The organism is Janthinobacterium sp. EB271-G4-3-2 (assembly GCF_020858035.1).
Lineage (GTDB): Bacteria > Pseudomonadota > Gammaproteobacteria > Burkholderiales > Burkholderiaceae_D > Janthinobacterium > Janthinobacterium aestuarii.
In genome coordinates this window covers 24,089-43,671 of sequence record NZ_JACYMG010000018.1, presented here as the reverse complement: position 1 = coordinate 43,671, position 19,583 = coordinate 24,089, and the positions used below count along the sequence as shown (strand labels likewise).

At 63.1% G+C, this 19,583-nt stretch carries 20 protein-coding genes and 1 pseudogene; 11 read left to right on the top strand and 10 right to left on the bottom strand.

The genetic code is table 11. From position 1 onward, the window contains the following. Positions 1-44: 44 nt before the first annotated feature. From motB to flhD, 5 genes are all read right to left on the bottom strand, one after another. Positions 45-1,010, bottom strand: a complete 966-nt coding sequence (gene motB, locus IGS55_RS26570) for a flagellar motor protein MotB (protein ID WP_128139894.1) — start codon at positions 1,008-1,010, stop codon at positions 45-47. Positions 1,011-1,068: 58 nt separating this feature from the next. Next, positions 1,069-1,929 (bottom strand): flagellar motor stator protein MotA, encoded by an 861-nt coding sequence (gene motA / locus IGS55_RS26565; RefSeq protein WP_128139895.1) that lies wholly within the window; start codon positions 1,927-1,929, stop codon positions 1,069-1,071. A 218-nt stretch (positions 1,930-2,147) separates the two neighbouring features. Continuing rightward, the gene (locus IGS55_RS26560) at positions 2,148-2,909 is read right to left on the bottom strand and encodes a class I SAM-dependent methyltransferase (RefSeq protein ID WP_230519227.1); all 762 of its coding nucleotides are present in this window, start codon (positions 2,907-2,909) and stop codon (positions 2,148-2,150) included. Positions 2,910-3,032: 123 nt separating this feature from the next. Further along, positions 3,033-3,593: a flagellar transcriptional regulator FlhC gene (gene flhC, locus IGS55_RS26555; protein ID WP_128139896.1), complete on the bottom strand. Its 561-nt coding sequence runs from the start codon at positions 3,591-3,593 to the stop codon at positions 3,033-3,035. 39 nt (positions 3,594-3,632) lie between these two features. Continuing rightward, on the bottom strand, positions 3,633-3,950 hold the full coding sequence (gene flhD, locus IGS55_RS26550; RefSeq protein ID WP_034758381.1) for a flagellar transcriptional regulator FlhD: 318 nt from the start codon (positions 3,948-3,950) through the stop codon (positions 3,633-3,635). 607 nt (positions 3,951-4,557) lie between these two features. Here flhD and kynU point away from each other — a divergent pair. The 5 genes from kynU (at position 4,558) to IGS55_RS26525 (ending at position 10,470) form a co-directional block, all read left to right on the top strand. Next, a complete protein-coding gene (gene kynU, locus IGS55_RS26545) occupies positions 4,558-5,808 on the top strand; it encodes a kynureninase (RefSeq protein ID WP_230519226.1) in 1,251 nt (416 codons plus the stop codon). An 8-nt stretch (positions 5,809-5,816) separates the two neighbouring features. Next, a complete protein-coding gene (kynA, locus tag IGS55_RS26540) occupies positions 5,817-6,704 on the top strand; it encodes a tryptophan 2,3-dioxygenase (RefSeq protein ID WP_230519225.1) in 888 nt (295 codons plus the stop codon). Positions 6,705-6,727: 23 nt separating this feature from the next. After that, entirely contained in the window at positions 6,728-7,273 is a 546-nt protein-coding gene (locus tag IGS55_RS26535) for an RBBP9/YdeN family alpha/beta hydrolase (RefSeq protein WP_034778004.1), read from the top strand. A 117-nt stretch (positions 7,274-7,390) separates the two neighbouring features. Beyond that, positions 7,391-9,442 carry a hypothetical protein gene (locus IGS55_RS26530; RefSeq protein ID WP_230519224.1) on the top strand — a complete coding sequence of 684 codons (2,052 nt, stop codon included), beginning with the start codon at positions 7,391-7,393 and terminating at the stop codon, positions 9,440-9,442. Positions 9,443-9,444: 2 nt separating this feature from the next. Beyond that, positions 9,445-10,470 carry a hypothetical protein gene (locus IGS55_RS26525; RefSeq protein ID WP_230519223.1) on the top strand — a complete coding sequence of 342 codons (1,026 nt, stop codon included), beginning with the start codon at positions 9,445-9,447 and terminating at the stop codon, positions 10,468-10,470. Between the two features lies 1 nt (position 10,471). Here the strand turns inward: IGS55_RS26525 and IGS55_RS26520 are convergent, their stop codons facing one another. Beyond that, complete coding sequence (locus tag IGS55_RS26520) at positions 10,472-11,509, bottom strand: hypothetical protein (protein WP_230519222.1); 1,038 nt, start codon at positions 11,507-11,509, stop codon at positions 10,472-10,474. A 134-nt stretch (positions 11,510-11,643) separates the two neighbouring features. Here IGS55_RS26520 and IGS55_RS26515 point away from each other — a divergent pair, with 134 nt between their 5' ends. Then, entirely contained in the window at positions 11,644-12,375 is a 732-nt protein-coding gene (locus IGS55_RS26515; protein WP_230519221.1) for an alpha/beta fold hydrolase, read from the top strand. On the opposite strand, the gene IGS55_RS26510 is transcribed toward IGS55_RS26515, so the two are convergent. Continuing rightward, the gene (locus tag IGS55_RS26510) at positions 12,352-12,717 is read right to left on the bottom strand and encodes a hypothetical protein (RefSeq protein WP_230506177.1); all 366 of its coding nucleotides are present in this window, start codon (positions 12,715-12,717) and stop codon (positions 12,352-12,354) included. The genes IGS55_RS26515 and IGS55_RS26510 overlap by 24 nt on opposite strands. Positions 12,718-12,884: 167 nt before the next feature. Between IGS55_RS26510 and IGS55_RS26505 the strand changes: the two are divergent. The 4 genes and pseudogenes from IGS55_RS26505 to IGS55_RS26490 form a co-directional block, all read left to right on the top strand. Continuing rightward, positions 12,885-13,979: pseudogene (locus IGS55_RS26505) on the top strand (alkene reductase); the annotation flags it as partial. Between the two features lie 21 nt (positions 13,980-14,000). Then, positions 14,001-14,546 (top strand): OsmC family protein, encoded by a 546-nt coding sequence (locus IGS55_RS27925; RefSeq protein ID WP_268992067.1) that lies wholly within the window; start codon positions 14,001-14,003, stop codon positions 14,544-14,546. 63 nt (positions 14,547-14,609) lie between these two features. After that, on the top strand, positions 14,610-14,942 hold the full coding sequence (locus IGS55_RS26495; protein WP_230519220.1) for a carboxymuconolactone decarboxylase family protein: 333 nt from the start codon (positions 14,610-14,612) through the stop codon (positions 14,940-14,942). Between the two features lie 61 nt (positions 14,943-15,003). After that, complete coding sequence (locus IGS55_RS26490; RefSeq protein WP_230519219.1) at positions 15,004-15,705, top strand: DsbA family oxidoreductase; 702 nt, start codon at positions 15,004-15,006, stop codon at positions 15,703-15,705. On the opposite strand, the gene IGS55_RS26485 is transcribed toward IGS55_RS26490, so the two are convergent. After that, positions 15,702-16,256: a TetR/AcrR family transcriptional regulator gene (locus IGS55_RS26485; protein ID WP_268992066.1), complete on the bottom strand. Its 555-nt coding sequence runs from the start codon at positions 16,254-16,256 to the stop codon at positions 15,702-15,704. The two genes, IGS55_RS26490 and IGS55_RS26485, sit on opposite strands and share 4 nt — an antisense overlap. Before the next feature lie 155 nt (positions 16,257-16,411). On the opposite strand from IGS55_RS26485, the gene IGS55_RS26480 reads away from it, so the two are divergent. After that, positions 16,412-16,828: a hypothetical protein gene (locus IGS55_RS26480; RefSeq protein WP_230519217.1), complete on the top strand. Its 417-nt coding sequence runs from the start codon at positions 16,412-16,414 to the stop codon at positions 16,826-16,828. A gap of 15 nt (positions 16,829-16,843) precedes the next feature. Here the strand turns inward: IGS55_RS26480 and IGS55_RS26475 are convergent, their stop codons facing one another. Continuing rightward, positions 16,844-17,407: a TetR/AcrR family transcriptional regulator gene (locus IGS55_RS26475; RefSeq protein ID WP_121668991.1), complete on the bottom strand. Its 564-nt coding sequence runs from the start codon at positions 17,405-17,407 to the stop codon at positions 16,844-16,846. Positions 17,408-17,624: 217 nt separating this feature from the next. Next, positions 17,625-19,544, bottom strand: a complete 1,920-nt coding sequence (htpG, locus tag IGS55_RS26470) for a molecular chaperone HtpG (RefSeq protein WP_230519216.1) — start codon at positions 19,542-19,544, stop codon at positions 17,625-17,627. Positions 19,545-19,583: the final 39 nt, after the last annotated feature.

Below are 19,583 nucleotides of genomic sequence, written 5' to 3'. Positions count from 1 at the left end.
AGGTCTCATTGTTTCAATACACCACGCGTCGATAGCCTTGCGTGTTATTTTTTCGCCGCTGCCGGGGCGGGAGCGGGCGGCGCACCGGCCGCCAGCCCTGACGCGACAGCGGCGGAAGCGGCATCGGTCACCGGCAGCTCGATCGCCGAACCATCGCGCAGGACATTTTCTTCCGTGCGCTTGTTCATGACGATGATGCTGATGCGCCGGTTGATCGGATTGAAGGGGTCGAGCTTGTCCAGGTGGGCGGCCGAGCCCAGGCCCACCACGCGCAAGACTTTTTCTTCCTTCATGCCGCCGATCACCAGTTCGCGCCGCGACGCATTCGCGCGGTCGGCCGACAATTCCCAGTTGCTGTAGCCGGCATCGCTCATGTAGGGCGTCGAATCCGTATGGCCGGACAGGCCGATGCGGTTCGGCACTTCATTGAGCACGAAGCCGATCGCGTGCAGGATTTCCTTGGTGTACGGTTGCAGGTTCGCATTGGCGAGCGCAAACATCGGACGGTTCTGCTCGTCGACGATCTGGATGCGCAAGCCTTCGCTGGTGATATCGAGCAGCAACTGGTTCTTGTATTTTTTCAGCAGGGGATTGGCGTCGATGGTCGCTTCGATGCGCGCCTTGAGCGCCTGCAGGCGCTTGCCCTCTTCGCGTTCAAGCGCGGCCTTGGCGGAATTGAGGTCGAACGATTTGCGCTGCTGCTCTTCCTGCGCCTTGCGCACCTGACCATCCTGGCGCGACAAGTCCTGGCCGCCGCCCTGGATCACGGAATTGCTCTCGCCGCTGCCTGAGCCGCCCGCCATCGCCACTTTCAGCGGGGTCTTGAAAAATTCGGAAATGCCGTTCAAGTCGCCCTTCGAGGTGGAGCCCAGCAGCCACATCAGCAGGAAGAAGGCCATCATGGCCGTGACAAAGTCGGCGTAGGCGATTTTCCACGCCCCGCCATGGTGACCGCCAGCCGTCTTCTTGATACGCTTGACGATAATCGGGCGCATGCCTTCATCGGCCATGGCGTCCCCCTTCCGTGTGCTGCAAATGACTCATGATATCCAGGCGTATATTCACTGCTTACTTCGTTTTCGATTTCTTGATATGGTCTTCGAGCTCGTTGAACGTCGGGCGCTCGGTCGAGAACAGCACCTTGCGGCCGAACTCCACGGCCAGCGCCGGCGCATAGCCGTTCAGGCTGGCCAGCAAGGTTACTTTCACGCACTGGAACATCTTGCTCGACTCTTCCAGCTTCTGCTCGAGCAAACTGGCCAGCGGGCCGACGAAACCATATGCCAGCAAGATGCCGAGGAAGGTGCCGACCAGCGCGTGCGCGATCAGCATGCCCAGTTCTGCCGGCGGGAGGCCCACCGATTCCATCGTGTGCACCACGCCCATCACGGCGGCGACGATACCGAACGCGGGCAAGCCGTCGCCCACCTTGGCGATCACGTGGGCCGGCACGGCGCCTTCGTGATGGTGCGTCTCGATTTCGTTGTCCATCAGGTTTTCGATCTGGAACGCGTCCATATTGCCCGACACCATCAGGCGCAGGTAATCGGTCATGAATTCGACGATGTGGTGGTCGGCCAGCACTGCCGGGTACTTGGAAAACAGCGGGCTTTCCTCGGGCTTGTCGATATCGCCTTCGATCGACATCAAGCCTTCCTTGCGCACCTTGCTGAGCACTTCGAACAGCAAGGACATCAGTTCCATGTACAGCTCTTTGGTATAGCGCGAACCCTTGAACAGGCTGGGCAAGGCGGCGATCGTTGCCTTGATGGCCTTGTTATTGTTACCAACAAGGAAGGCGCCCAGGGCGGCGCCGCCGATCATCAGCAACTCCAGCGGCTGGAACAGCGCCGCCAGATGGCCGCCGGCCATTGCGAAGCCGCCAAAGACCGAGGCGCAAACGATGATGTATCCGATTATGACTAACAAGTGCCCTGACTCCCAATAATGGCCGGGGCTGTGTGCCCGGCATGTTCAAACCTGTTCCTGTCTTTTGGCGGCTGCGCCGCCGGCAAGGACAGTGGCAAAAAAGTAACTGGAAGTTAATTGAAATGCTCCGCTTTTCAACGCAATTCCGAGAAAATGCCGTGTGGAACTACAATAACGTGAGATTGCCCCACGGGCAAGCAAATAACGCAGACAATTGCTTAAAAGCACCATATGTAAAGCAAAGGACCACCCTCTGTGGCGGCGATGGTCTTATCGGGCTTGCGTGCCGCAATCTGGAATTCGTAACTAAGAAGCATGCTACCGGGCAACATTTCCCTTTCCGCCTTGCTCCACAGGGCGGCCATCGCCGCCGGCGACAAGTAGGCAAACACGACGTCGTAGCGGCCGAAATCGAGCGCTTCGTAGTCGCCGCGCAGGAAGCGCGCGCGGCTGCCCGCCAGCTTCGCGCGCAGGCGGCTTGCCAGCCACGGCAGCGGCGCCAGTTCGATGCCGGAAAACTGCCCGTCGGAGCGGCACCGCGCCAGGTCCAGCACCAGGCCGCCCAGGCCGCTGCCGATATCGATCAGGCGCACGCCGGGACGGTCCGCGATCAGCTCGGCTACCGCCTGCCACACCTTCGGCCCCGACGGATAAAACGGCACTTGCGTGCGGAATGTGGACCAGTACAAGCTCAGCAGGAAAACAAAGGCCGCCAGGAACACGGCCGGGGGCAAATCGAGCAGGCTGGCGGCCAGCAAGGCGGGCGCAAACAGCAGGCCGATGGCGCACCACCAGCGCGCCAGTCCCGCGCGCCACGTGATGAGCGCCGCCAGCACGCCCTGCACCAGCGCCACAACCGGCAGCGACATGGCGACGCCGGCGCGCGCCAGGCCATACACCAATAGCAACATCAAGGGAAAGGCCAGCACCTGGATCAGGATGGCCTTGAGCGCGGGCGCGCGCAGGATTTGTTGCAGCATGGGATAGCCGAAGAGGAAAACGCCAGTGTAAGCGATGCCGGCATGAAAAAGCCGGAGTGCGGTCAGGCGACCGGCTCCGGCTTGCTCTCTGCCTTATATATATGTGCGACTCAGATGCACGACTCAGGCAAGCGCGCCCGGCGCGACAGCGGCCGCTTCATCGCGCGCCTTCTTGGTCTTGCCGGCCCGCGAAGGCATGTGGCACAGGCCGCACACATAATCGGCGTTCAGGTCGAGGCAGTTGACGACGAACTTGCCGCCGCACTTGCCGCAGGGCGCCATGTCCAGCATTTTGCTGCTGAAAAAGCGCACGAGGGTCCAGGCCCGCGTCAGCGACAGCAGCGGCTCTTCGCCCGCTTCGGGCGGCATCTGTTCCAGATACAGCTTATAGGCCTTCATCACGGCTTCGATGCCCGTGGCGCCGGCGTGATCGACGAGGAATTTGTGGATATTGATGAACAGCGAGGAATGGATATTCGGTTGCCAGGTGATGAACCAGTCGGTGGAAAACGGCAACATGCCCTTGGGCGGCGAGACGCCCTTCAATTCCTTGTACAGATTCAGCAGGCGTTCGCGCGACAGCGAGACTTCCGTCTCCAGCAGTTGCAAACGGGCACCCAGCTGTATCAATTCGATGGCCAGCTGGATTTCCTGCGCTTCCGATACGACACTTTTCTTGGCCATGCTGCTTGCTCCGGAACTGACGAGTACTAATTTAAAAGCTTAAGCGATTTCTTCGACACCTTGGCCGGCCATCAAGATGGCAGCATGGGACTGGGCCAGCGAGCGGTCTTTATTGTAGTTCGTCAACATGCCCAGGATGGCGCTGTCGTCGAAGCGGAAGCGGGCCAGCATCATGTTGCCGCCAGCGAGCTTCAGGATCTGCGCATTGCTCATGCCTTCGATCAGTTCGGCGATTTCGGCGGCAATGCCCAAACGGAAGATGGCCGTTACCTTGTCCGCACGAATCATTTGCTGGGCCAGCATCAGGTAGCTCAGGTTAGCGTCGCGAATCTCAGCCATCATGTCGTTAGCAGTCATTTCCATCTCCTCAATCCGTTGAATTCAGCTGGCATTGTTTGTTGCCAGTGAGATACATTCTGCAGGAGCAACATTAAACGCAACAGAGGCGCAGCGCTGTATTTTTGGTCGGGGAATGGCGGATGGGATCGTAGGTGTTTGTCTGACAAACACTGCTCGATCATGGTCGCACGCCAGTAGCGGCGCGGATGTCGGAGGTTGGCTGCATGCCGGATTTAGCCAATTTTTGGCCTGTAAAAAATATCACTTTTTTACAACAACTTGATCGGAATCAAGCCTGTCTACCTAGATAACGGCTGCCTGAACGGGAACTTTAGGGCTTTTTTGAAAAATATTTCAAAGACCCGCATTCTTTTTCGGCCGGTTTGACACCGTTCATGTAATCGTTGACGGCGGCGCCTGGGAAAACTTTAGGGCTATTTGAAAAATATTTTTAAAAATCGTGATTTTTTTCGTTGACGCCCCGCAGGCAGGCACTTCGCGCGCCTCATCGAGCGCGGAAATTCCGCTTTCCGGCATGGATTTGCTACACTGCCTGCTTCCGCACAATACTTTAAGCTTCAAGCAATATCGTGCCATTGAGACAAGTATCAACATGAAAGCCACCATGATTTCTCGACATGACTGCAGCGCGCGCGACCTCGACGATCCCCTGGCGCCCTTGCGCCAGCAGTTCGACTTGCCGCAAGGCGTGATTTACCTCGACGGCAATTCCCTGGGCGCGCGGCCGAAAGCGGCCCTGGCCCGCACCCAGCACGTCATCACGGCCGAATGGGGCACGGACCTGATCCGCAGCTGGAATACGGCCGGCTGGTTCGACCTGCCCAAGCGCCTGGGCGACCGCCTGGCCCCGCTGCTGGGCGCCGGCACGGGCGAAGTGGTGGTCACCGACACCACCTCCGTCAACCTGTTCAAGGCCCTGGCCGCCGCCCTGCAGATGCAGGCCAGCGATCCCGCGCATGCCGCGCGGCGTATCATCGTCAGCGAACGCAGCAACTTCCCCACCGACCTGTACATGGCGCAAGGCCTTGCCGCCTGGCTCGACCGCGGCTACCAGCTGCGCCTGGTCGACAGTCCCGAGGAACTGGCGCAAGCGATCGATGCCGATTGCGCCGTCGCCATGCTCACGCACGTGAACTACCGCACCGGCTACCAGCACGACATGGCCGCCATCAGCAGCCATTGCCACGCGCAAGGCGCGCTGGCGCTGTGGGACCTGGCCCATTCGGCCGGCGCCGTGCCGCTGGACCTGAACGGCGCCGGCGCCGACCTGGCCGTCGGCTGCACCTACAAATACCTGAATGGCGGCCCCGGCTCGCCCGCCTTCATCTGGGTGCCGGAAAAACACCAGGCGCGCTTCCGCCAGCCTTTGTCCGGCTGGTGGGGCCACGCCACGCCGTTCGCCATGGACCCGGGCTTCGCGCCCGCCGACGGCATCGCCCGCGCCCTGTGCGGCACGCAGCCGATACTCTCGCTGGCCCTCGTCGAATGCGGCCTCGATATCTTTGCGCAAACGAGCATGGAAGCCATCCGCCGCAAGTCGCTGGCCCTGACGGATGTGTTCATCGCGCTGGTGGAACAGCGCTGCGCCAGCCATCCGCTGGGCCTCGTCACGCCGCGCGAGCATGCGCGGCGCGGCAGCCAGGTCAGCTTCACGCACCCGCACGGCTATGCCGTCATGCAGGCGCTGATCGCGCGCGGCGTCATCGGCGACTACCGCGAACCGGCCATCATGCGCTTCGGCTTCACGCCCCTGTACACAAGCTTTGCCGACGTGTGGGATGCCGTGGAAATCCTGCGCGACATCCTCGACACACTAGCCTACGACATCGCCGCCAAGCGCGACGCCGTCACCTGAATCACCCCATGAGCGACGACAAGAATATGAACAAGGAAAACACGAGCGGCTGCCCCATGCATGCGGGCGGCCAGGATGCGCAATGGCATGGCGCGCAGATGGATTTCAGCGAATCGATGAGCTACGGCAATTACCTGGCGCTGGACCGCATCCTCACGGCCCAGCATCCGCTGTCGCCGAACCACAACGAAATGCTGTTCATCGTGCAGCACCAGACGAGCGAATTGTGGATGAAGCTGATGCTGCACGAAATGCACGCCGTGCGCGCCAACCTGCAAAGCGGCGACCTGGCGCCCGCCTTTAAAATGCTGGCCCGCGTGGCGCGCATCATGGACCAGCTGGTGCACGCCTGGGACGTCCTGGCCACCATGACGCCGCCCGAATACACGGCCATCCGTCCCTACCTGGGCGCCTCGTCCGGCTTCCAGTCCTTCCAGTACCGCGAGATCGAATTCATTTTGGGGAACAAGAACGCCGCCCTGCTCAACGTGCACACGACGGCGCCCGATACCTACAAGGTGCTCGACGCCGCCCTGCGCACGCCCTCCGTCTACGATGAATCGATCAAGCTGCTGGCGCGCAGCGGCCTGCCTATCGCCCCCGGGCGCCTGGACGCCGACTGGACCCTGCCGACCAGCGCCGACGCTTCCGTCAAGGCGGCGTGGCTGGAAGTCTACCGCGACCCGTCGAAACACTGGGCCCTGTACGAGCTGGCCGAAAAGCTGGTCGACCTGGAAACGGCCTTCCGCTTCTGGCGCTTCCGCCACGTGACGACGGTCGAGCGCATCATCGGCTTCAAGACGGGCACGGGCGGCACGGCGGGCGTCAGCTATTTGCGCAAGATGCTCGACGTGGTATTGTTCCCTGAGCTCTTCGCCCTACGCACGGAGCTCTGATTTCAATTTCAAAAGGAGAAATGATGTCGCCTCTGGTCCTGACCCTGGCCGGCCTGTGGAATTCCGGGCCGCAGCACTGGCAAACCCATTGGGAAGCGCGCCACCCGCAATGGTCGCGCGTGCCGCACCGGGAATGGCAGACGCCGGACAAGGACGAATGGGTGGCGGAGCTCGACCGCGCCATCGCCGCCTGCGAGCGCCCGCCTGTGCTGGCCGCGCACAGCCTGGCCTGCACGCTGGTGGCCCATTGGGCTGCCAGCGGCTCGCCGCACAAGATCGCCGGCGCCTTCCTCGTTGCCCCCAGCGACGTGGAAGCGCCCTCCTACCCGTCCGGCACGACGGGCTTTGCGCCGATGCCGCTGCAAGCCTTGCCGTTTCCCAGCCTGGTGGTCGCCAGCGGCGACGATCCCTACGTCAGCTTCGCGCGGGCACGCGCGTTTGCCGCCGCCTGGGGCAGCGATTTCACCATGATCGGCGACGCCGGCCATATCAACGGCGACGCCGGCTACGGCCCGTGGCCGGACGGCGAACAGCTGCTGCTGGACTTCTGCGCCGCGCACCAGCCCTGAACAAGGGCGCGCACACGATAGACGCGCGCCCATTTGCCCACAAGTAAGAACGCAGGCAGAATCGTGGCCTTTCCATTGCGGCGCCCCGGCGCCAGCCTCACGATGAAACGTCCGCTTTTGCCAGTTCTTCTGCCCTTGCTGCTTTGCTCCGCCTTCGCCCACGGCGCGCCCTTCTACGAAGGCAAGAGCCTCGCCCATCCCGCCATCACCGCCTCGCAGGACAGCGGCTTCGACATCGCCTTTCTCAAGGAAAAAGAGGGCGTCAACGGCTATTACTGCGAGTGCAAGAGCGACAGCTCGAAACCGGTTTTGCTCGACCAGTTCGGCAACGCCGTCATCCGTTCCGTCTTCTACGCCTCGCTGGACAAGGAGTCGGACGACAGCGTGCAAACCATGCTGGTGCTGTTCCGCCAGGACGGCAAGAACGGCTTGCGCGCCTACCGCTACCACCGCAGTTCCGGCAAGTACCGGCGCCTCGACGGCTTGCAGCCGGCCCTGAACCGCGTCGTGGCGCAAAGCGCCACTCCCAACGCGGGCCAGGTCAAGGCGGCGCTGGCCAAGCTGGCGCCGATGGACTACAGCGTCGCGCGCGGCAAGAGCGGCAATGCGGACTTCGACGCCATCGACCATACGCAGGGCACCGTCGTCGGCTACTACAGCGATGAGGGCAAGCCCGTGGCGGCTGGCAGCCAGGACGCCATCATCTACAAGAAAACCTTCGAGAAAAAAGGCGACCGTTTTCTCACCGCCAGCTACACCCTGTACAGCGATGCGGGCGCCGGCATCCTGCGCAATTACCGCCTGTGGCAAGTAACGTGGGAAACGGCGCCACAGCAGTTCACGGGTAGCCAGGAGGGCCCTTCCGTCATCTACAGCCTGGCCTGGGACGACGGCTCGGTGGTCGAGCGGGGCCAGTACGCGAAAGGCAAGCGCCAGGGCCTGTGGGTGCGCGAAGGCATGCACGAAGGCAGCGAAAAAGGCCATTTCGTCGACGGGCTGCAGGAAGGCATGTGGTACTTCAATTACCCCAGGCAGAGCGAGAGCGGCGTGTACCGTGCCGGCAAGCGCGAAGGCCGCTGGACGGTCGTCAACTATGCCGATGCAGAGGAAGTGACGGGCTTCGACACCTACGCGGGCGGCCAGCTGAACGGCCCGCACCAACGCAGCATGGGCGGCAAGCTGCAAACGCGCGGCAACTACGTCAACGGCTCGCGCCATGGCGCGTGGATCACGGAAGACGGCGACGGCAGCTTCATCGAAGGCTTGCGCGACGGGCCGTGGAAGCTCAAGCTCAAGGACAAGGCCACGCAAAGCGTCACTTTCGCGCAAGGCAAAAAACAGGGCGAAGCGATCGACACGGATGCGCAAGGCGCGCTGCGCCTGCGCGACCATTACCAGGCCGGCGTGCTCGAAGGCAGCCGCACGCGCTATCTGGGCCCGGCCGGCAAGGAATACGTGGTCTACACGGCCACCTACCGCAACGGCCAGCTCGATGGGCGTGAACAGGCGTTCGACGACAACGGCAAGATCCTGCGCCTCGATACCTTGTGGGACAACGGCAAGAAGCAGGGCCTGGACGCGCGCTACTACCCGAACGGCAAGCCGGAGCGCCTGGCCGTCATCGACCAGGGCAGGCTCCTCACGCACCTGCGCGAATACTATGAAGACGGCCAGCTGCTCAACGACATCCACCGTTGCACCTTCAAGGAATACGGCAGCACGCGCGACGACGTGTGCGAGTACCACCATATGTACTACCCGGACGGCAAGCCGCAGTATTACTACGCCTTCCAGTACGGCCAGCGCCAGGAAGGCTATTCGAACTACCCGAACGGCAAGCGCAAGGACGAACTGCTGGTCGACCGCGCCGCCGACACCTCGGTCTTGAACGTCTATTACGAAAGCGGCCAGCTCAAATGCACGGAGCCGCGCAGCGGCCACAGCACGCGTACGGTCAACGGCGAGACCATGATCAGCTACGCTTCGGCCGACCGCGACGGCGACAATATCTGCTACCACCCGAATGGCAAGGTGGCCAGCATCTACACCTTCCGCAAGCGCGTGCTCGTCGAGTGCGGCAAGCGCTACGACGACACGGGCAAGCAGACGTTTCCGGGGCCGGAAGGCTGCCCTCCTCCCAGGAAAGTGGACTACCCGATAGGACTATGACCATGACGCAAGCAACACAGCCGCTACGCATCCAGAACCCCGGGCACATCGACGCCAGGGCGATCCGCGCCGCCATCACGGGCGGCCAGCAGGTACTGGTGCAGTTCGATACCCTGGGCGAGCCCGAGCCGCTGCTGGCCGACCTCGACGCCCTGGCCGCCACCTGCGGCACGGCGCTGACCATCCGCATCTACGGTTACGACCCGAGGGTGTTCGATGCCCGCATCCTGCGCGCGCTGCCGCATGTGGCCAGCCTGTCCATCGACTGCCACTGGCAAGCCATCCATCTGGAAACCCTGGGCGAGCTGCGCCATCTGAAGCGCCTGAGCCTGGGCGTGTACCAGCTGGCGCAGGCCGACATCCTGCAGCTCGATAATTTGCGCGGCCTCGAATACCTGAACCTGGGCGAGTCGGCCAAAAACAATATCGACCTGGCGCCGCTGCGCCACTACGCGCAGCTGGCCAGCCTGGTCATCGAGGGCCACGACCGGCATATCGGCACTGTGGCTGGCCTGCCGGCGCTGCACGAGCTGTCGCTGTACCGCATCAAGAACAAGGTGCCATTGGATTTCATCTCGGAGATGGCCCGCCTGGACCGGCTGCTGTTGCAGCTGGGCGGACGCGAATCGCTCGCGCACATCGAGGCGCCCCTGTTGCGGAAACTGGAAGTGGTACGCGTGCGCGGCCTGGAAACCCTCGGCGATATCGGCCGTTTCCCGCTGCTGCAGGCGCTATGGGTGGAAGACCAGATCAAGCTGCGGCAGATCGCGCTGGGGCCCAATCCCGTGCTTGAACGCCTGCATCTGCACACCTGCAAGACGCTCGACAGCCTACCCGGCCTCGCCGCCTTGCCCGCCCTGCGCCAGCTGTCGGCATCGGAAACCATGCTCGACATCGACGCCTTGCTGGCGCATGGCTTGCCCGCATCCCTCACGCATGCGCGCCTGCGCACGGGCAAAAAAACCCGCGACGACGCCATCGCCGCGCAGCTGGTGCAACTGGGCTACGAACAGCCAGACCCTTGCTAGATCAGCGGCTGGTGGCCAGCTTGCGCTGCCACAAGGCCACGTCGATCATGACGCCATCGGCGCCCGTGTTGCGGATGTAGACGCGGTAGCTGCCCTGCCCCATGTTGCCGTCGAGGTAGGCCGTGCGCTCGTTGCGCTGCAGCCGGGCGCCCTTGGCCAGCTGGCGGTAGCGCTCGACCACCGTGTCGAAACTGGCATAGCTGCGCAGCGCCACTTCCAGGTCGCGCGGCGGGCGGCCTTCGGCATGGTCGAGCACATTGTTCTGTTTCTTGCCCTTTAAGGTGAGCGGATAGGCAAACACGCCCGCGCCAGCCGACGTCAGCACCGTGGACTTATCGAGCAGCAGCGGCAGCAGCGCCGGCGGATACGCGGGCGGCAACTGGGCGCGGTTCCAGCCCGGCAGGGCCGGCTGCGCCAGCACATATTCGACGGTGGCGATCTTCTGCCCATCGGCGCCCGCTTCCTTGTCGCCCGCGATCAGCGCCAGCATGGGCGGCAATTGCCGGGCCCATGCCAGCAAGGGCGCCGCATCGCCGACCAGCATGCCCTTGCGGTGGAACACGGTCAGCACCGCGTTCGGATCGGGATTGCAGACCTTCACCAGCGGCTGGCCCTCCAGGCGGCAATGCCCGTTGACCAGGCCAAAGGCGATGATGGTGCCGCGCTTGTCGAGCAGCATGGCACCGCGTTCGCGGCCCTGCTTGCGGTCATTCATCGACGCCAGCAACTGGCGGCCATCGGCCAGCACAGTGCGCGTGGCGTCGCGCTTTTCGCTGATCGCTTCGAGCGCCTGCGCCAGCAGCAATTCATCGTCTTCCGTGTAGCTGCCGCGCGCGTAACCGAAGAAATCAAACAGGACCGCGCGCACTTGCGGGTCTTCGCTCAGGCGCGGCAAGGGACCGCCGGCCAGCAAGGACGACAGGCTTTTCCCGGCCGGCGCCGAGGGCGCCGCCGTGGCGCGGGCGGGCTGGGAAAGGATGCAGGCCGCTGCCAGCAAGGTGCCGCCCAGGGTGCGGTAATTCGAAAAAATGATATGCATGATTCTGTCTGTCGGGGATTTGGCCGCTCTTGCGGCCACGCATGGCGCGCCGGCGATTCTAGCATGGCGCCAGCCCGCATGCCGTGCGGCTGGCGGACGGCGCGTGCGCCGGCGAGGCTGTTATGATGGCCGCAATGACGACATCAACCCACGCCTCGCCCCTGCTTGTCCTCCTGCCCGGCATGGATGGCACGGCCAGCCTGTTCCACCATTTCGACGCCGCCTTGCGCGCGCACAGCGCCATCGATACCTTGGCCATCGCCTTCCCGGCCGCGCCACTCGACTATGCGGCGCTGGAAGCATTCGTGCGCGATCGCTTGCCGCGGGACCGCCCCTTCGTCGTGCTGGCCGAATCGTTTTCGGGACCGCTGGGGGCGGCTTTGCGCGCCGATCCGCCGCCCGGCATGCGCGCCCTGGTCCTGTGCTGTTCGTTCGTGCGCAATCCGCGCCCGATGCTGGCGCCGCTGCGCCACTTGCTCGGCCTCGTGCCCTTCGGCACGATGCCCGGCTTCGCCCTGCGCCAGGCGCTGCTGGCGCCGTATGCGACGCCGCAACTGCAAGAGGAACTGGCCGCGGCGCTGGCGCAAGTGCCGCCGGCAACGCTGCGCCAGCGCCTGCGCGCCGTACTGGAAACGAACGCCACGCGCAGCTTCGCGCGCGGCAGCCTGCCCGTGCTGTACCTGCGCGCCCGCCACGACCGCCTGGTGCCGCCGGCGAACGCCGTGCAGATACTGCGGCAGGCAGCGGGCGCGCAACTGGTCGACATCGCCGCGCCGCACATGCTGTTGCAGGCGGCGCCGGAAGCGGCCGCCGGCGCCGTCGCCGCTTTTATTAGGCGCCTGTCAGCCGCGCAAATATCTGCTTAAACGCGCGCTGGCCAGCACGGCCAGCCAGCTCAAGCCGCCCGACAGCACGCTGAAGTAGATCGCCCGCAGCGGATGCTGGGGCAGCAGATACGCGAGCACGGCCGCGCCCAGCAAGGCGCACAGCGCAGGCTTCCACCTGCCGGGCGGCAGCAGCGCCAGCAGCAGATTCGTACCCGCATACACGTAAAACACGAGCAGCAGGGCCAGGCCGCCCGCCACACCGCGCGAGCCGAGGCTGCCGAACAGCTGCGTGTACAGGTAAAACCCCAGCCAGCTCAACACAATAAACAGCAGGCAGCCCAGCGCGTGCGCTCCCAGGCCCGCCATCAGGCGGTTTTTCATGGCAATCATCCGTCTCGTCCCGTGCAAAGCCGCATCATAGCGATTTTTGCCGGCAATGCGACCGGTTGACTTGCCTACCTACTAGATGGTAGACTTATTTCGCACCCGGTATTTCACCCGGCAATCCTTCCGCGCCACGGCGCATTCGACCATTTGCGAGGCATCACATGCATCAACTGTTCACCCCTTATGACCTGTCCGGCATTTCCCTGGCCAACCGCGTCGTCATGGCGCCGATGACGCGCACGCGCACGCTCGAAAACACTCCCGATGCGCTCACCGCGCTGTATTACGCCCAGCGTGCCTCGGCCGGCCTGATCGTCACCGAAGGCTTGCCCGTCTCCGATGAAGGCCGCGGCTATTTGTACACGCCCGGCATCTACAGCAGCACGCAGGGCCAGGGCTGGCGCCAGGTCACCGATGCCGTGCATGCCAAGGGCGGCAAGATCTTCGCCCAGCTGTGGCACGTGGGCCGCATGTCACATGTATCTATCCAGCCGGGCAACGCGGCGCCCGTCGGCCCCAGCGACGTGGCGGCGGAAAACACCACCGTCTACGCCTGGATCGAACCGGGCAAGGCCGGACCGGTGCTGCCCAGCGTGCCGCGCGCGCTGAGCGTCGACGAGATCGCCCGCGTCACCGCCGACTTCGTGCATGCGGCAAAAGTCGCTATCGACGCTGGCTTTGACGGGATCGAGATCATGGCCGCCAACGGCTTCCTGTTCGACCAGTTCCTCAGCAGCGCCGTCAATACGCGCACCGACCAGTACGGCGGCGGCATCGCCAACCGCCAGCGCTTTTTGCTCGAGACCATAGACGCGCTGTCGGCCGCCATCGGCAGCGGCAAGGTCGGCGTACGCATCTCCCCATTCGGCCGCCTGTACGACATGCGCGCCTATGCCGATGAAGCGCAGGTGTGGAGCAGCGTTGCGCAGGCACTCGATACGAGGAAGCTGGCCTATGTGCACCTGAACTACCAGCCGACCATCACGGCGGCGGAAGTGCCAGCCGGCTTTGGTGCGCAATTCCGCCAGGACTATCACGGCACCCTGATCGGCGCGGGCGGCTTCACGCAGGAACTGGCGCGCAGCGAACTGGAAAAAGGCGACCTCGATCTGATCGCCTTCGGCATGCCATTCATCTCCAACCCGGATCTGGTGGAGCGCATGCAAAACAACTGGCCTCTGGCCGACAGCGACCGCTCGACCTATTACGGCGCCAGCGGCGCCCCGTCCCACGGTTATACCGACTATCCCGCGTATGGCGCGGCGCCTGCCAGCAATATGCTCAATGGCATCAACGTGGCAGCATTGCAGCAATTCGCCCAGGGCGTGGCAGGGCATCCCGACAAGGGCGAGGCGCGTTTCAACGTCAAGACACGCTGGCAGCACCAGACGCGCAGCGTGGCCACCGTCAGCCACTATGTGCTGGGCGGTGAAAAGCATGCGCGCCATTTCGAGATCGCCTCGGACGAACCGCATGAATTGCTGGGCCAAAACACGGCGCCCAATCCGCAAGAGCTGCTGATGGCCGCCCTCAACGCCTGCCTGTCAGTCGGTTACGCAGCCAATGCGGCGGCCATGGGCATCACCGTGCACAGCCTGGAAATCGAAACGGACGGCAAGCTGGACCTGCGTGGCTTCCTCGGCCTGGACGAGAACGTCAATCCCGGCTACGACGAAGTCAGCTACGTGGTGCGGCTGCGCACGGATGCCTCGCGCGAGCGCGTCGAGGCGCTGCACCAGGCCGTCACCAAAACGTCGGTCAACCTGGCCAATTTCTCGAAGGCCATCCGCATGCTGCCCACCCTGGAAGTAATCGAGGTCTGATACCCATCCCGGGAATCATCTAGCCACCAACCCGCGCGCAAGCGCCTACATAGCGAGGAAATCATGGAAGACTGGAAACAAGCTCGGCAAGACATCAACACGCGTGCGTTGCAATTGAACGCACTGACGCCCGACACCATGAAAGGCATCGCCGCACTGGGCGGCGCCGGCGACAAGACCAACCATCTCGACGCGAAAACGCGGGAACTGATCTCGCTGGCAGTGGCCGTCACCACGCGCTGCGACGGCTGCATCGCCTTCCACGCTGCCGCCGCCAAGAAGCTGGGCGTGACCGTGGAAGAAATTGCCGAGGCGCTCGGCGTGGCGATCAACCTCAATGCGGGCGCCGCCGTTGTCTACAGCACCCACGTGCTGGACGCGTTCGACAAGGCTTGATACCGCCGCATCAGCCGGCCTGGCATGCGTGCACGCCGGGCCGGCCACTCAAGGAGCAACCATGAAAAACAACACACAAGCGCTGGTCGTCGACATCTGGTCCGATTTCGTCTGCCCCTGGTGCTGGATCGCCAAGCGCCGCTTCGAGAAGGCCCTTGCCGCTTTCGAACACAGGGACGCCGTGCAGGTCAGGCTGCGCGCCTACCGCATCGCACCGAACCATCAGGCCGAACCGATCAAGGCAGCCTTGCTGAAAAAATTTCGCGATCCGATGGCCGCCGAGGGCATGCTGTATTCGGTGCAGTCGCATGGAGCGGCCGAAGGCCTGGACTACCGCTTCGACACCATGCTGTTTGGCGACACCATGGACGCGCACATGCTCGTCAAGGCCGCCGGCGACACGGCATTGCAACAGCGCCTGGTCGAAGTGCTGTATGAGCAGAGTATTACGCACGGAAAATCGCTGTTCGACCACGATACCCTCGCCCTGCTCGCGGCGCAGGCGGGCGTGCCTGCCGAGGCGGTGCAGCGCGCGTGGTCGACACCGCAATTGCGCCAGCAGGTGCGGGACGATGAGCGCAGCGCATCGCGCATCGCTTCCGGCGTGCCGCTGTTCGTCTTTGGCAATGGAGCGCACATTTCCGGCGCGCAGCCGCCAGAAGTATTCCTGCAGGCGCTGGAGAACCTCCATGCGCAATCCCGGGAGAACCTGGCCGCATCGGCCGGGGAGATGTGTGGCCTGGACGGCTGCATCCTCCCTTAAGCGCTGGCGGCAGCTTCCCTGGCAGGTCCCGCCGTGTCCAGGTAGCCATGGACCGCGCGCCCCAGGCGCCGCGCAAGCGACGCCATATCGGTTTCTCCCCGCAGCGCCGCGGCGTCGATGATGCCGCGGCATAGCGCAATCACGTCGGCGGCGGCCATATCAGGATCGGCGACGCCATGACGCGCCAGCAGCCCCGCGAGCTGGCCGGCAAGCGCCTGCCGCAAGGCCTCGTCCTCATGCTGCAACGATGGCGACGATGGCGCCGATTCCAGCGCGAGGGCAAGCGCGGGGCGCCTGAACTGGTGCGCCAGGCCGGCCATCACACCCTGTTCTATCGCGAGCGGCAGTTCCCCTTCCAGCGCCATGGCTAGACCCACGTCGCGCAGCAGCATCGCGCGTTCGCGGCGTACCAGTTCGGCCAGCAGCGCCTCTTTCGACGGGAAGTACTGGTACAGGGAGCCGATGCTGACGCCGGACAGCTCGGCAACATGATTTGTCGTCAACGCGGCCCAGCCCCGCACCTCAATAATGCGAGCAGCCGCCTCCACCATCGCCGCGACGGTGGCGGCCGATCTGGCCTGGGACGGCCGCTTGCGGGGCTCCGCATGCGCTGCAGTTTTTGCCATGAATGCGAGTAGCGAAAGTGGGTAGTAAAACTTATTCTAAACGTTCCGCAAACAACCGTCCTTGCCGATACGAGAACGCCATGAACACCTATACATTTCTGCTGATACTGCACGTCGCCGCCGCCATCGCCTTCATCGGCCCGATGATGCTGACGCCGCGCCTGCTGAACCTGATGCGCGATGCCACCGGCCGCGATACATTACATAAACTCCATCAGCAGATCGCCGTCGCAGGCTGGATAGTGCTTGCCGGCGGGCTGGTCCTGCTGTACCAGCAACAGTGGGCCTGGCTGCACATGGGCTGGATGCGGCTGTCCCTCGCGCTTTTTATCGGCGCGCAAGCCATCGACCATTTCTGGGCGGACAAGGTGGAAGAGAAGGTGGAACAGGGATACGCGCAGGCGGGCGCCAGACTGCGGATCTGGCTGTGCCTCAAGCTGGCCGTATTTTTGACCATCTGCGCGCTCATGGTCGCCAAACCCGCCCTGTTTGCCTGAGCGGGCTGGCCCGCGCTACGCCAGATTGTCGAGCATGTAATGGAAAGCGGCCAGCGGATCGGTCGAAGGCCCCAGGGCCCAGCCGATAAAACTGGCGCCCTCCAATGCGCTGAGCAGCATGAAGGCATAGTCACGCGGCGGCTTCCGCAAAGTCCAGCCGTGCAGCTGCGCCGCCTGCACGAGATTGCTTTCCATCCAGTCCAGCTGCTGCGCCATCAGTTGCCGGCCCAGGGCCTGCAGCGATTCGGGCAGCGCCGCCATTTCGGCCGCGAGCGCGCCGCACAGCGGCAGCAAATGGTCGTTGGCGCTGGCCAGGAACAGCCCGCCGAACTCGCGCAGGCGTTCGACCGGATCGGCATGCGCGGCATCGATCGCCTGCAGCTTTTCCGTAAACACGTCGATATATTGCGTGATCAAGGCCACGCCGAGGTTTTCCTTGGTGGGGAAATGATGGTGGATACTGGCCTTGCGTATGCCGATTTCTTCGGACAAATCGGCATAACTGAAAGCGGCGTAGCCTTTCGAACGCAGGTGGATCTCTGCGCTTTTCAAAAGGGCGTCGCGGGTACTCACTGACATGACAGGCTCCTGCATCAACGGCCATGCCGGCCATTGACGGATTAAATTCAACAAGGGGCAATTATGCCTGAAGTCGCCGCGGCCAGGGCTTGAGGCATGCGCATGAAAAAAGCCGGCCCTTCCACGAGGAAAGGGCCGGCTTCAGTACATCGGTCACCGCCGCCGTGTCGGATTACGCTGCGCTAATCCGACCTACGTTTTAGGCATGCGATGGTGATTACTTCGCCGAATTGAGCAGCAATTCGTTGAGGCGCTTGACGAAACTGGCCGGGTCGGCCAGCGAGCCGCCTTCGGCCAGCATGGCCTGGTCGAACAGGATATTGGCCCAGTCGCCGAACTTGCCGCCTTCCGCGTCTTCGTATTTCAGACGCGTCACCAGCGGGTGGTTCGGGTTGATTTCCAAAATCGGCTTCGATTCCGGCGCGCTCTGGCCAGCCGCTTTGAGCATGCGCAGCAGGTTGCCCGACAATTCGTTTTCATCGGCCACCAGGCAGGCTGGCGAATCGGTCAGGCGGAACGTGACGCGCACGTCCTTGGCCTTGTCGGCCAGCACGGCCTTCATCTTGCCAACCAGGTCGGCGTACGAGGTTTCCGTTTCTTCGTGCTCTTTCTTTTCCGCTTCGTCTTCCAGCGCGCCCAGGTCCAGGCCACCCTTGGCGACGGAGACCAGTTCCTTGCCTTCGAAATCCTGGATAAACGACAGCATCCATTCATCGACACGGTCCGTCAGCAGCAGCACTTCGACGCCCTTCTTGCGGAAGATTTCCAGGTGCGGGCTGTTTTTCGCTGCGGCGTAATTGTCGGCCGTGACGTAATAGATCTTGTCCTGGCCTTCCTTCATGCGCGCCACGTAGTCGGCGAACGAAGTGATTTGCTCATCGCTGTCGTTGGCGGTCGACGCAAAGCGCAGCAGCTTGGCCAGGCGTTCCTTGTTGGCCGCGTCTTCGCCGATGCCTTCTTTCAGCACCTGACCGAATTCCTTCCAGAAGACGGCGTACTTGTCCTTCTTGTCCTGCTCGTCCGCGTTCGCCAGTTCTTCCAGCATGCCCAGCACACGCTTGGTCGAGCCTTCGCGGATGACCTTGACGTCGCGCGATTCCTGCAGGATTTCACGCGATACATTCAGCGGCAGGTCGGCCGAGTCGATCACCCCGCGCACGAAGCGCAGGTAGGTCGGCATCAGCTGCTCGGCATCGTCCATGATGAAGACGCGCTTGACGTACAGCTTGATGCCGCCGCGCTTGTTGCGGTCCCACATGTCGAACGGCGCCTTGGCCGGGATGTACAGCAGCTGCGTGTATTCGCTGCGGCCTTCCACGCGGTTGTGCGTGTGCGTGAGCGGCGACTGGAAATCGTGCGACACGTGCTTGTAGAATTCGTCGTACTGTTCCGGCGTGATGTCGGCCTTGTTGCGGGCCCACAGGGCGCTGGCCTGGTTGACGGTTTCGAATTCGTCTTTCTGGACGGTTTCTTTTTTCTCGTCGTCCCACTCTTCCTTCTGCATCACGATCGGCAGCGAGATATGGTCCGAGTACTTGCGGATGATGGACTTGATCTTCCAGCTCGACAGCAATTCGTCCTCGCCTTCGCGCAGGTGCAGGATGATGTCGGTGCCGCGGCCCGTTTTTTCGATGTTCTCGATGCTGTAATCGCCTTCGCCGGCCGATTCCCAGCGCACGCCCTCGGAGGCGTCCACGCCGGCGCGGCGCGTTTCGACGGTGATCTTGTCGGCGACGATGAAGCCGGAATAGAAGCCCACGCCGAACTGGCCGATCAGGGCCGCGTCCTGCTGCTGGTCGCCCGACAGCTTGCCGAAGAATTCCTTGGTGCCCGACTTGGCGATGGTGCCCAGGTGCGAGATCGCCTCGTCGCGGGTCATGCCGATGCCGTTGTCGGAAATGGTGATGGTGCGCGCATCCTTGTCGAAGCTGACCTTGATCTTCAATTCGTGATCGTTGCCGTACAGGGCGTCGTTATCGATCGCTTCAAAGCGCAATTTGTCGGCCGCGTCGGACGCGTTCGAGATCAATTCGCGCAGGAAGATTTCCTTGTTCGAGTACAGGGAATGGATCATCAGGTGCAGCATTTGCTTCACTTCGGTCTGAAAACCCAGGGTTTGCTTTTCGGAGACAGCCATTTTTACCTCATAGTCTTGTGGATGGGACGGATTCTACGG

Excerpts from the sequence above, each read along its gene's own strand:
- IGS55_RS26485 (WP_268992066.1), bottom strand. The coding sequence starts at position 16,256 with ATGGTGGAGGCGGCTGCTCGCATTATTGAGGTGCGGGGCTGGGCCGCG.
- IGS55_RS26520 (WP_230519222.1), bottom strand. The coding sequence starts at position 11,509 with ATGCATATCATTTTTTCGAATTACCGCACCCTGGGCGGCACCTTGCTG.
- IGS55_RS26535 (WP_034778004.1), top strand. The coding sequence starts at position 6,728 with ATGTCGCCTCTGGTCCTGACCCTGGCCGGCCTGTGGAATTCCGGGCCG.
- motB (WP_128139894.1), bottom strand. The coding sequence starts at position 1,010 with ATGGCCGATGAAGGCATGCGCCCGATTATCGTCAAGCGTATCAAGAAG.
- IGS55_RS27925 (WP_268992067.1), top strand. The coding sequence starts at position 14,001 with ATGCTCAATGGCATCAACGTGGCAGCATTGCAGCAATTCGCCCAGGGC.
- kynU (WP_230519226.1), top strand. The coding sequence starts at position 4,558 with ATGATTTCTCGACATGACTGCAGCGCGCGCGACCTCGACGATCCCCTG.
- IGS55_RS26560 (WP_230519227.1), bottom strand. The coding sequence starts at position 2,909 with ATGCTGCAACAAATCCTGCGCGCGCCCGCGCTCAAGGCCATCCTGATC.
- IGS55_RS26525 (WP_230519223.1), top strand. The coding sequence starts at position 9,445 with ATGACGCAAGCAACACAGCCGCTACGCATCCAGAACCCCGGGCACATC.
- flhC (WP_128139896.1), bottom strand. The coding sequence starts at position 3,593 with ATGGCCAAGAAAAGTGTCGTATCGGAAGCGCAGGAAATCCAGCTGGCC.
- htpG (WP_230519216.1), bottom strand. The coding sequence starts at position 19,544 with ATGGCTGTCTCCGAAAAGCAAACCCTGGGTTTTCAGACCGAAGTGAAG.
- IGS55_RS26480 (WP_230519217.1), top strand. The coding sequence starts at position 16,412 with ATGAACACCTATACATTTCTGCTGATACTGCACGTCGCCGCCGCCATC.
- IGS55_RS26495 (WP_230519220.1), top strand. The coding sequence starts at position 14,610 with ATGGAAGACTGGAAACAAGCTCGGCAAGACATCAACACGCGTGCGTTG.
- kynA (WP_230519225.1), top strand. The coding sequence starts at position 5,817 with ATGAGCGACGACAAGAATATGAACAAGGAAAACACGAGCGGCTGCCCC.
- IGS55_RS26515 (WP_230519221.1), top strand. The coding sequence starts at position 11,644 with ATGACGACATCAACCCACGCCTCGCCCCTGCTTGTCCTCCTGCCCGGC.
- IGS55_RS26490 (WP_230519219.1), top strand. The coding sequence starts at position 15,004 with ATGAAAAACAACACACAAGCGCTGGTCGTCGACATCTGGTCCGATTTC.
- IGS55_RS26475 (WP_121668991.1), bottom strand. The coding sequence starts at position 17,407 with ATGTCAGTGAGTACCCGCGACGCCCTTTTGAAAAGCGCAGAGATCCAC.
- IGS55_RS26510 (WP_230506177.1), bottom strand. The coding sequence starts at position 12,717 with ATGAAAAACCGCCTGATGGCGGGCCTGGGAGCGCACGCGCTGGGCTGC.
- flhD (WP_034758381.1), bottom strand. The coding sequence starts at position 3,950 with ATGACTGCTAACGACATGATGGCTGAGATTCGCGACGCTAACCTGAGC.